The organism is Deinococcus pimensis DSM 21231 (assembly GCF_000519345.1).
In the GTDB taxonomy this organism is placed as follows: Bacteria; Deinococcota; Deinococci; order Deinococcales; family Deinococcaceae; genus Deinococcus_A; species Deinococcus_A pimensis.
This window is the reverse complement of sequence record NZ_KI912615.1, coordinates 13,584-24,639: the sequence shown is the minus strand read 5'-3', so window position 1 is coordinate 24,639 and position 11,056 is coordinate 13,584. Positions and strand designations below refer to the sequence as shown.

The following is an 11,056-nucleotide window of genomic DNA, read 5'->3' as shown; positions in this document are numbered from 1 at the left end:
CGGGCCGCGACGACGCGCGCGCCGACGGTGTACTGGCCGCTGTCGCGCAGGGCCACGCGGCCCTCGTAGCTGCCGCCGCCGACGGGGCTGAGCACGACGATCTCACGCTGGTCGCCGCGGTCGAGGACGGCCTCGACGCGCAGGTCACGCTCGGTGAGGCTGCTGCCGTTCACGCTGGCGCGCACCGTGATGCTCTCGCCGGGCTCCGCGGTGGCGGGCACGTCGGCGCTCGCGCTGATGGTGGTGGGGCCCCACTGCTCGCGGACGTAGCGCTTCCAGCCCGCGAGTTCGCGCGCGAGGGCGTAGTCGCCGTCCGCGACGCGCGCGGCGCGCTCGGTGAGGGGCAGGTAGTACTTCGTGGTGTAGTCGATGACCTGCCGCTGCATGCTGAACTCGGGCGCGATGGTCTCGATGGCGTGACGGGCCTTCTCGAGCCAGCCGTGGTTGAAGCCGCGCGCGTCCCGGCGGTAGTACAGCGGGACGATGTCCTCCTCGAGCGTCTCGTAGAGGCTGAAGCTGTCCGCGTCGTCCTGCACGTCGAGGCTGTCGAACTCGCGTTCGTCGCCGATGGCGTAGCCGTTGCCGCCGTCGTAGGATTCGCGCCACCAGCCGTCGAGGATGCTGAAGTTCAGCGCGCCGTTGAGGCTGGCCTTCATGCCGCTCGTGCCGGACGCCTCCAGCGGACGGCGGGGGTTGTTGAGCCAGATGTCGACGCCCTGCACGAGGTGACGGGCGACGTTCATGTCGTAGTTCTCCAGGATGACGATCTTGCCGCGGAACTCGGGTTCCTGGCTCATGCGGTAGATCTCCTGGATGAAGGCCTTGCCGGGGTTGTCGGCGGGGTGCGCCTTGCCCGCGAAGACGAACTGCACGGGCCGCTCGGGGTCGTTGACGATCCGCGCGAGTCGGGCGCGGTCGCGGAAGAGCAGGTTGGCACGCTTGTACGTGGCGAAGCGGCGCGCGAAGCCGATGGTGAGCGCCTCGGGGGAGAGGACCTGCGACGCGGCCTTCACGTCGGCGGCGCTGGCGCCGTTGCGGCGCAGCTGCTCCTGCAGGCGGGTCCGCACGAACTGGATCATGTCGATCTTGAGGTCGCGCAGGGCCGCGACGAGGTTCTCGTCGGGGATGTTGGGGATGGCGGCCTTCCACATGGCGGTGTCCTCGAGCCGTTCGGTCCAGTCGCCGGGCAGGACGCCCGCGTAGAGGTCGCGGAGCTTCTGCGCGAGGAACGTGAGGGTGTGGACGCCGTTGGTGACGTGCCCGATCGGCACCTCGCTCTGTGCGGCGCCGGGGTAGAGGAAGTTCCACATGGCGCGGCTGACCTCGCCGTGCAGTTCGGACACGCCGTTCGCGGCGCGCGAGAGGCGCAGCGCGAGGACGGTCATGCTGAACGTCTGGCCCCAGGGCTGGTCCTGGCGGGCCAGCTCGATCATGTTCTCCCAGGTGGTGCCGAGCCTGGCGGGCCACTCGCCGAGGTAGCGGCCGATCAGGTCGAGGGGGAAGGCGTCGTTGCCGGCGGGGACGGGCGTGTGCGTGGTGAAGATGCTGCCCGACGCGACCGCCTCGACGGCGCTGGCGAAGTCGAGGCCGCCCGCGACGAACTCGCGGATGCGCTCCAGGCCGAGGAAGGCGGCGTGGCCCTCGTTCATGTGGAACACCTGGGCGTTCACGCCGAGGGCGCGCAGCGCGCGGACGCCGCCGACGCCGAGGATGAGCTCCTGCTGGACGCGCAGTTCCTGGTTGCCGCCGTAGAGGCGGGCGGTGAGGCCGCGGTCGTGGTCGTCGTTGCCCGCGACGTTGCTGTCGAGGAGGTAGACGGGAATGCGGCCGATGCGCAGTTCCCACACGCGGACCTTCACGTCGCGGCCCGCGACGTCGACGTTGACGTAGGCGTCCTGACCGTCGGGGGTGCGGGCGGGGCGGATGGGGAGCGTGGTGAGGTCGATCTCGTCGAAGCTCTCCTCCTGCCAGCCGTCCTTGTTGATGCGCTGGCGGAAGTAGCCCTGGTGGAAGAGCAGGCCGACCGCCGCGAAGGGCAGGCCGAGGTCGCTGGCGCTCTTGCAGTGGTCGCCGGCGAGGACGCCGAGACCGCCGGAGTAGATGGGGAGGCTCTCGTGGAAGCCGTACTCCATGCTGAAGTACGCGATCTGCCCGAGTTCCGCGGCGTGACGGGTGCGCCAGGTGGAGGGCGCGTCCATGTACGCCTCGAAGTCCTCCATGACGCGCTCCAGGCGCGCGAGGTACTGCGGGTCGCGCGAGACCTCCTCCAGGCGGGACTGGGGCACGTCGAGGAGGGTGCGGACGGGGTTGTGGTTGCTGCCTTCCCACAGGTCGGGGCTGAGGTCGCGGAAGAGGTTGGTGGCGTGGGGCGTCCAGCTCCAGTAGAGGTTGTACGCCAGGTCCTCGAGACGCCGGAGGTTCTCCGGGAGCTTGGGGAGGACGGTCACTTTGCCGAGCACGTTCATACCGGACGAGTCTACTACGAAAGTGTTTTCCTTACGCTTTTGCGGTGATGTGCCCGCTGGAACCTCGCGTGTGGCAGGTGTGGGGCACGCTACAGGGCTGTCTGGACAGCCCCTGAAAGGGCCGGGGAGGGCGCGCGGGCGGAGCCTCCACCTGATATTCTTGTACCCAGTCCAACCGAACGGGCGTTCGTCCCACGTGGTAGCGTGACGCACCGATCCCACCCGGAGGCCCCATGATCGATTTCTCGCTCACCGACGAACAGAAACAGCTCCAGCAGCTCGCGCGCGACTTCGCCCGCAACGAGATCATCCCCATCGCCACGGAGTACGACCAGAAGGAGGAACTCCCCTGGCAGGTCGTCGAGAAGGCCCATGAGGTCGGCCTCCTCAACACCAGCGTCCCCGAGCACGCGGGCGGCCTCGGCCTCTCCATGATCGACGAGGTCATCATCGGCGAGGAACTCGCCTACGGCTGCATGGGCATCTACACCATCCTGATGGCCTCCGAGCTCGGCATCACGCCCGTCGTCGTCGGCGGCACCGAGGAACAGCACAAACGCTTCCTCGCGCCCCTCCTGGACAAGCCCAGCCTCGCCGCGTTCGCGCTCAGCGAGCCCAACAACGGCTCCGACGCCGCCGCCATGAACACCACCGCCGTCCTCGACGGCGACGAGTGGGTCATCAACGGCACCAAGATGTGGATCTCGAACGGCGGCGTCGCCGAGATCACGGTCGTGTTCGCCACCGTCGACAAGAGCCTCGGCCACCGCGGCACCGTCGCCATCGTCGTGCCGAAGGACGCGCCGGGCCAGAGCTACAACAAGATCCGCCACAAGCTCGGCCAGCGCGCCAGCCTCACCTCCGAGCTCGTCTTCGAGGACGTCCGCGTCCCGAAGGAGAACATCCTCGGCGGCATCGGCGACGGCTTCAAGATCGCCATGAAGACGCTCGACAAGACCCGCATCCCCGTCGCGGCGGGCTCCGTCGGCATCGCCCGCCGCGCCCTCGACGAGAGCCTCAGGTACGCCCGCGAACGCGCCGCCTTCGGCCGCCCCATCTCGGAATTCCAGGCGATCCAGTTCAAGCTCGCCGAGATGAGCATGGGCGTCGAGACGGGCCGCCTCATGGCCCTCAAGGCCGCGTGGCTCGTCGATCAGGGCCTGCCGCACAGCGCGGAGAGCGCCATCGCCAAGGCCTACTGCTCCGAGATGGCCTTCGACGCCTCCAACGAGGCCATCCAGGTCCACGGCGGCTACGGCTACGTCGGCGAGTACCCCGTCGAGAAGCTCCTGCGCGACGTGAAGCTCAACCAGATCTACGAGGGCACCAACGAGATCCAGCGCGTCGTCATCGCCCGTCAGCTGTTGAAGAAGTAGTCGGTCGTCGGCGGTCAGCCGTCAGTGGAGGGACGCGGGAGCGACCCGAAAAAACCCGGGCTCCATCGGACGCCCCGAAGATCGGCACCCGAGATCGAGCACTGATCGCTGACCGCTGATCGCTGACCACTCACCCTATAATTCCACCGGAGACCCTATGAAGATCCTGACCCTGATTCGCCAGGTGCCCGACGCGGAAGCCCGCGTGCGGGTCACGAACGGCGCCGTGGACCTCGAGGGCGCCACCCTCGTCATGGACGGCATGGACGAGTACGGCGTGGAGCAGGCGCTGCGCCTGCGCGAGGGCGGCGCGGACGCCGAGATCGTCGCGCTCGCCGTCGGCCCGCGCCGCAACGAGGACGCCCTGCGCACCGCGCTCGCCATGGGCGCCGACCGCGCCGTCCACGTCGAGACGGACGCCGTCCTCGACCCCATCAGCCTCAGCAAGGTCGTCGCGCGGATCGCGCAGACCGAGGGCATCGACCTCGTGCTCGTCGGCGGGCAGCAGGCCGACTGGGACAGCCAGGCCCTCGGGGCCGCCACCGCCGAGCGCCTCGGCTGGCCGCAGCTCACCTGGACGAACGGCCTCCAGGTGCAGGACGGCGCGCTGACGGGACGGCACGACGTCGACGAGGGCAACGAGACCTTCACGGCCACGCTGCCCGCCGTCGTCACCACCCAGCAGGGCCTCAACGAGCCCCGCTACCCCACCCTGCCGAACATCATGAAGGCGAAGAAGAAGGAACTGCGCAAGGACACCCTCGACCAGTACGGCGTCACGCCCCTCGTGCGCGTCGTCGGCGCCGAGATCCAGGCGCGCGCCCGCATGAACCGCGTCATCGACGGCAAGGACCCCCAGGCCGCCGCGGCGCAGCTCCTCGAACTCCTCCGCAATGAGGCCAAGGTGATCGCGTGATCCTCGTCGTCGCAGAGTACGCCGCCGGCAAGCTCAGCAAGAGCACCGCCGAGATGGTCAGCGCCGCCCGCGACTCGGGCCGTGAAGGCCCCGTCACCCTCCTCGTCCTCGGCTCCGGGATCGCGGGCGTCGCGAACGAGGCCGCCGCGCTCGCCGACCAGGTGCTCGTCGCGGACCTGCCGCAGCTCGCGCAGTACGACGCGGAGCTCTGGGCCGCCGCGATCACCCAGATCGCCCGCGAGGGCGAGGCGACCACCGTCATCACCGGCGGCAGCCGCTCGGGCCGCGAGTACAGCCCCCGCGTCGCCGTGCGGCTCGACGCGCCCCTCCTGGAGGACGTCATCAGCCTCGCGCCCGCCGGCACGGGCCTGCGCGCGCAGCGCTACACGTACCTCGCGCGCGTCACCGAGACCGTCGAGGCCGACGCGCCCGTCATCGTCGTGAGCGTCAAGCCCGGCACCTTCACGCCCGCGCAGCCCGCCGCGAGCGCGGGCGAGCAGTACGACGTGGAGCTCGACCTGCCCGCCCCGCGCGTGCAGGTGACCGGCAAGACCGTCGAGAAGACGAGCCGCGTCGCGCTGTCCGAGGCGGACCTCGTCGTGACCGGCGGCCGCGGCGTCGGCAGCCCCGAGAACTTCACGAGCCTCGTCGAGGGCCTCGCGGACCAGCTCGGCGCGGGCGTCGGCGCCACGCGCGCGGTCGTGGACGCCGGCTGGCGGCCCTACAGCGAGCAGGTCGGCCAGACCGGCCGGACCGTGCAGCCCAAGGCGTACATCGCGCTCGGCGTGTCCGGCGCGGTGCAGCACCTCTCCGGCATGGGCAAGAGCAAGATCATCGTCGCCGTCAACAAGGACGCCGAGGCCCCCATCTTCAAGGTCGCGGACTACGGCATCGTCGGGGACGTCAACGAGGTCGTGCCCGCCCTCATCGAACAGGCCCGCAACAAGTAACGCGAGGCGCAGGAAAGAGCGGGAGGCCGAGGGGCCTGCCCGCTCTTCTTGATGTCGTTGGCCTCAGTTCATGCCACAGCGAAGGATCAGGCCTCGGGGTTGGCCTTGGCTTCGGCCTTGGCGACCTTCATCGCGGCGGAAGCCTTCCGGGTCAGGGCGTAGAAGTCGGCGATGTTCTTCACCTTTCCTGTCGCGCTGCCCAGGTTCAACCGGAGGATAGAGCTGGCAAAGGCATCGAAGCCCATCTGGATACGCTCAATCACCATGGAGGCTGTGTGTTCCCCTGCCGGCAGAACGATCACGAACTCCTCACCTCCCCATCTTCCAACTCCGTCGAGACGTGAGTCAGCCAGGACGTAGACAAGTGGCATGAACGGCGCTTCACTGCCCAGCGCTATATTCCTGGCCCGCTCGACCTCTTCTCGTCGATTTCGCGTGCTTGCCATAAGCACCTTTGCATAGATTGAAAGGGCAAGGTCGCCCATCTCATAGCCAAAGGTATCATTTATCAATTTAAAATCCTGGCCGTCAGCAAAGATTACACTTATTTCACACTCTCCTTGCAAAAGGAGGCGTTCTACATAAATGAGTAGGCCACTTCTACTTAATAGGCCGGTAAGTCCATCGGTAGTAGCCATTGAGAATACAAGATCAAACAGGCGTTGATCGAATATGTTACTTTCCATCGAAGAAATAAGGTGAAATGTATAAGGACAGCGGTCCCCACCCCATCATGCACCCGCAACGCGCGGAGGTGGGGTACCTCCGTACGTCACTCCACCTGCACGATCTCCGGGTGGTAGAGGCCGGCCTTCCTGAGGGCCGCAATGACCTTCTTCCGGTCCCTCAGCGCGAGCGCCGCGTGGAAGTCGGGCTCCATGGTCATCGCGACGAGGTAGTGGAAGTCGCCCCACAGCTCGAAGCCGAGGCCCTTGCGCATCAGCTTCGAGAACGCCACCCAGGCGGGCTCGGAGAGCTGTTCGAGCGGCGCGATGAAGTGCGTCTCGCCGTCCATGACGGGGTCGGTCCGCACGACCTGCTCGTAGCGGCGCCGCTCGGAGCGCGAGAGCTGGGCGGGACCGTCGGGCGCGCAGAGGAAGGCGGGCAGCGCGGAGTACGTGTCGCGGCAGCGGGTGGGACGGTCCGCGTACTGCGTGCACGAGCCCGTCTCGCGGTCGAGCAGCGGGCAGAAGCCCACCTCGCGCCGGTGCCTCTCGACGTACTCGTCGGGGGTGCGGCTCGCGTGGGCGTTGCGCCAGACCTTGCGGGCGTGCTCGCGCACCGCGCGGTGCTGCTCCGGGGTGAGGCTCTCCGAGAGGGTGAGCGCCTCGGCCCAGCTGAGGCGGATGGGCATGTCGCAGCAGCGGAAGCAGCCGCTCGCGCAGTACACGCGGCCTCCCGCGCGGGTGTAGTCGTCGAGCCACGCCTTCGCGCGGCGATCGAAGCGGGCGTACTGGGCGCGCACCTCGCGCGTCCAGACGTCGCGCGCCGCGTCACCGGGCGCGCTCCTCACGTTGTGGTTCGTTCTTGCCGGGTTCGTCACGAGAATCCGTCTAGTATAGCTCGCGGGTCCATGTGACTCGCGGCGGCCCCTCGGGCGCTGGGCGCGACCGGATCGTAACCGGGCGCCAGGAAGCTCCAGGAGAGAGTCCACGAATCCTCCACCGCTCATCCCCCCAGGATTGCATGAGCCTATACTGAGAACGCCGTGTTCAGGAGACCAGCCAAGACCGCCCCCGCGACCCCGTCCGCGCCGAGCACGCCCAGCCCCACCGACCCGGGCCGCGTGCTCAACGACCTGCTCGCCAAACCCACCCTGGAGGGCGTCCTGGAGTCCACGCTCTCCACCGCCGCCGACCTCGTCGGCGGGAACGTCAAGGGCTACGCCGTCATCCGCCCCGGCGAGGACCAGATCGCCGCGGTCCTCGGCTACGAGCACGACCTCGTCGGGCTTCAGCTCGGCGGTCCCTGGTCCGCCGGACGGGCGCGCGTCGTGACGGACAGCGCCGCCGAACTGTTCGCCACCAACCCCCCGGAGGTGCGCGCCCGGCTCGACGTGCTCGGCATGCGCGAGACGAAGGCCAGTCTCGTCGCGCCCCTGCGCGACCGCAACCGCTTCCTCGGCGCGCTCGTCCTCGACCGCTACACCGGAGACGTCTTCACGTCCGCGCAGCTCGACGCGGTATCACGCTGGGCGTCGTCCGTCACGCCGCTCGTCGCGCTGCTCGAAAGCCGCGAGGAGGCGCGCGCCCTGTCGCGCAAGCTGTCGAGCGTCTTCGTGGACTCCATCGAGTCGCTCGACTTCGACTCCGTCGGACACGCACGCCGCGTCACGGAGGTGGCCGTCCAGATCGGGCGGTCGCTCAACCTCAGCGACCGCGAACTCGACGAGCTCTGGTACGCCGCGATGCTCCACGACCTCGGCAAGGTCCACGGCGAGGACGGTCACGCCATGATCGGCGCGAACCTCCTGCACGACGTGCCCCAGCTCGCCGGAGCGCAGCTCGGCGTGCGGCACCACCACGAGCGCTGGGACGGCTTCGGTGAACCCGACCGGCTCGCGGGCGAGGAGATCCCGCTCGCCGCGCGCATCGTCGCCGTCGCCGACGCGTTCGTCCGCCGTGGCCCCGACGGGCTAGCCGCCGTGAGCGGCACCCTCCTCGACCCGCGCATCGTGGCGGTCGTAGAGGCCATCCCCTCCTGACGCCACCCACCCGGGGCGCCGCGCCCGCAGGTCGGGCGCGGCGCTCTCTCGGTCGTCCCGCGCGCCGTGCCCTATGATGGTGCGCGTGACACGGACTTCGTCCCCGAACGTACCGCCGCGGGGCGCGCGCGGCGGTCCTCCCGCTCCCGAACTCCGTCTGTCCTGCCGCCCGCCCGTTCCCCCCCGCGAGGGCGCGGCGTGACGTCCGGTCTCGGCTTCCCCACCATCGAGGCCCGCTGCGGCCCGCTGGAACGGCTCGGCGGGGGCGCGCACAGCCGCGTCTACGCCGCCGGGGACTACGTCGTGAAGGTGTACCGCAACTTCCTCGGCTGGCACGAACTCGAGGCGTCCAACATGCGCCGCGCGGGTCTGGGCCGCTGGGTCGTGGATACCCTGGAGGCCGACGGGGCGCAGGTGCTGATCATGCGCCGCTTCCCGGGACGGCCCGTGACGGCAGCGCAGCTGCCCGCCGCGCTGCCGCAGGTCCGCACCTTCCTCGCCGGGCTGCACGCCGCCCGTTCCGGAGAGGTAGACCTCGCCCGGGTCCGCGAGCGCATGCGCCGCTTCCGCACCGCCCTGTCGGGCAGCGGTCTCGACGACCTCTTCGAGGCGGTGGAGGAGCCCCTGCGGCGCGGTCAGCTCGCGGCGCGCGCCGCGTACTGCCACCTCGACCTGTGGTCCGACAACGTCCTCGTCTCCGACGAGGGCGAGGTGCTCGTGATCGACTGGACGCGCGCCGCCCTCGACGACCCCATCCGGGACCTGTCGCTGTTCAAGACCGGCACGCTGGACCTGCTGCCGCCCAGCGCGAGCGTCGAGACGGTCCTCGGCATGCTGCCCGACGAGCCGAACGCCCGCGTGCGCCTGCGCGCCTACCTCGCGCACACGTACCTGCACGACCTGTACTGGTTCCTGATGCGCGAACCCTACGAGTTCGACGCGCAGCGCGCGATGAAGGTGCCGAGGGCGCGGCACGCGCTCGAAACCCTCTGAGTGCAGAGACGCGTAGTCGCACGAGGCATGAGCCCCGGGCCGTCCCGGGGCGTACGCAGCCAAAGCGCGGGCGGCCACTCCCAAGCGCGCAGAGACACGTCAAAGCCCCAGGCATGAGCGAGCGGCCGTCCGCGAGCGTACGCAGCCAAAGCGCGGGCGGCCACTCCCAAGCGCGCAGAGACACGCCAACGCCCCAGGCGGAAGCGAGCGGCCGTCCGCGAGCGTACGCACCCAGACGCGGGGGGCCTCCCGAGCCCTTCAGAGATACGTCACCGCCCCAGCCAGAGGCGAGCGGCCGTCCCGCCTCACCTTCTCCCGGGGCGATTCGGCGTGCGGGGCGTTAACATGATCCTTATGCCAGGCCCCCTGACCGTCGTCCAACACCCGTTGCTGCAGCACAAGCTGGCCCTGATGCGGGACGTGAACACCGGCCCGAAGGAGTTCCGCGAGCTCGCGGCGGAGGTGACGCTGCTCCTCGCGTACGAGGCGATGCGTGACCTCGAAACCGAACCCGTGACGCTGCGCACGCCCATCACGGAGGGCGAGTTCCCGATGCTGGCGGGCAAGAAGCTCGCGGTGATCGCGATCCTGCGCGCGGGCCTCGTGATGAGCGACTCGATCCTGCGGCTCGTGCCCGCCGCGCGCGTGGGGCACGTGGGTCTGTACCGCGACCCGCAGACGCTGCAGCCCGTCGCGTACTACAGCAAGCTCCCGCAGGACATCGCGGAGCGCCGCGTGTTCCTGCTCGATCCGATGCTCGCGACGGGCGGCAGCGCCGTCGCCGCGATCGACACCCTCAAGGAGGCGGGCGCGCACAACATCAAGCTGCTGTCGATCCTGAGCGTGCCGGAGGGCGTGGGGCGCGTGCACGGCACGCACCCGGACGTGGAGATCGTCACGGCCGCCCTCGACGAGGGCCTCAACGACCACGGTTACATCGTGCCCGGCCTCGGGGACGCGGGCGACCGCATCTACGGGACGAAGTGAGGGGCGGGGGAGACGTTCATGCTTGACTTCCTGAAGTCGCTCGGCATCGCCGAGCCGCTCGGTCTGGGCTTCTGGAGCGTCGTGCTGACGTTCCTGACGGCCTGGGTGTTCACGCACCGCTTCATCCCGCGCGTGCGGGACTTCGCGATCCGTGTCGGCTGGGCCGACATGCCTAACGAGCGGCGCCTCAACAAGTCGCCCCTGCCGAACGCGGGCGGCCTCGCGATCTTCGCGGGGTTCATCCTCGCGATCGTGGTGGCGTGGGCGCTGCGGCCCATCGTGATCGAGACGGTGCAGATCCAGGTCCTCGCGATCCTGCTGGGCGGCGCGCTGCTGGTCCTGGTGGGCTTCATCGACGATCAGTTCGGGCTGTCGCCCGTGTTCCGCCTCGGCGCGCAGACCATCGCGGCGGCCCTCCTGATGGTGAACGGGCTGCGCATCGACCTGGGCGCGCTGGCGTGGGTCCCGCACCTGCCGGGCGACGCGATGGGCGTCCTGAACGTCGTGGTGACGTGGCTGTGGATCGTGGGCATCACGAACGCCGTGAACCTCCTCGACGGCGTGGACGGCGTGGTGGGCGGCATCGGCTTCACCGCCGCGATGGTGCTGCTCGCGGCGGCCGCGCAGTTCGCGGACCGCGCGGCGGCGGTCGTGCTGCTCGCCGG

General features: G+C 69.5%; 9 protein-coding genes and 1 pseudogene. 7 read left to right on the top strand and 3 right to left on the bottom strand.

What is annotated here, in order from left to right; translation table 11 throughout:
* The coding region (gene glgP, locus DEIPI_RS0100225; RefSeq protein WP_027480459.1) for an alpha-glucan family phosphorylase at positions 1-2,465 on the bottom strand (2,465 nt) is incomplete at its 3' end.
* Between the two features lie 233 nt (positions 2,466-2,698).
* Here glgP and DEIPI_RS0100220 point away from each other — a divergent pair.
* From DEIPI_RS0100220 to DEIPI_RS0100210, 3 genes are all read left to right on the top strand, one after another.
* Positions 2,699-3,841 carry an acyl-CoA dehydrogenase family protein gene (locus tag DEIPI_RS0100220; RefSeq protein ID WP_027480458.1) on the top strand — a complete coding sequence of 381 codons (1,143 nt, stop codon included), beginning with the start codon at positions 2,699-2,701 and terminating at the stop codon, positions 3,839-3,841.
* A 157-nt stretch (positions 3,842-3,998) separates the two neighbouring features.
* Positions 3,999-4,757, top strand: a complete 759-nt coding sequence (locus tag DEIPI_RS0100215) for an electron transfer flavoprotein subunit beta/FixA family protein (RefSeq protein ID WP_027480457.1) — start codon at positions 3,999-4,001, stop codon at positions 4,755-4,757.
* A complete protein-coding gene (locus DEIPI_RS0100210; RefSeq protein WP_027480456.1) occupies positions 4,754-5,707 on the top strand; it encodes an electron transfer flavoprotein subunit alpha/FixB family protein in 954 nt (317 codons plus the stop codon). Before DEIPI_RS0100215 ends, DEIPI_RS0100210 begins: the two co-directional genes overlap by 4 nt.
* A gap of 86 nt (positions 5,708-5,793) precedes the next feature.
* On the opposite strand, the gene DEIPI_RS36285 is transcribed toward DEIPI_RS0100210, so the two are convergent.
* Together DEIPI_RS36285 and DEIPI_RS0100200 are read right to left on the bottom strand one after the other, a co-directional pair.
* Positions 5,794-6,393 (bottom strand): GGDEF domain-containing protein, encoded by a 600-nt coding sequence (locus DEIPI_RS36285; RefSeq protein ID WP_084473831.1) that lies wholly within the window; start codon positions 6,391-6,393, stop codon positions 5,794-5,796.
* Between the two features lie 86 nt (positions 6,394-6,479).
* Positions 6,480-7,250 (bottom strand): YkgJ family cysteine cluster protein, encoded by a 771-nt coding sequence (locus tag DEIPI_RS0100200; protein ID WP_245588480.1) that lies wholly within the window; start codon positions 7,248-7,250, stop codon positions 6,480-6,482.
* A gap of 165 nt (positions 7,251-7,415) precedes the next feature.
* Here DEIPI_RS0100200 and DEIPI_RS0100195 point away from each other — a divergent pair, with 165 nt between their 5' ends.
* The 4 genes and pseudogenes from DEIPI_RS0100195 to DEIPI_RS27245 all read left to right on the top strand — a co-directional run.
* A complete protein-coding gene (locus DEIPI_RS0100195; protein WP_027480453.1) occupies positions 7,416-8,411 on the top strand; it encodes an HD-GYP domain-containing protein in 996 nt (331 codons plus the stop codon).
* A gap of 198 nt (positions 8,412-8,609) precedes the next feature.
* On the top strand, positions 8,610-9,404 hold the full coding sequence (locus DEIPI_RS0100190; protein ID WP_027480452.1) for an aminoglycoside phosphotransferase family protein: 795 nt from the start codon (positions 8,610-8,612) through the stop codon (positions 9,402-9,404).
* A 354-nt stretch (positions 9,405-9,758) separates the two neighbouring features.
* Positions 9,759-10,391: a uracil phosphoribosyltransferase gene (gene upp / locus DEIPI_RS0100185; protein WP_045233322.1), complete on the top strand. Its 633-nt coding sequence runs from the start codon at positions 9,759-9,761 to the stop codon at positions 10,389-10,391.
* Positions 10,392-10,409: 18 nt separating this feature from the next.
* A pseudogene (locus DEIPI_RS27245) lies at positions 10,410-11,056 on the top strand (undecaprenyl/decaprenyl-phosphate alpha-N-acetylglucosaminyl 1-phosphate transferase); the annotation flags it as partial.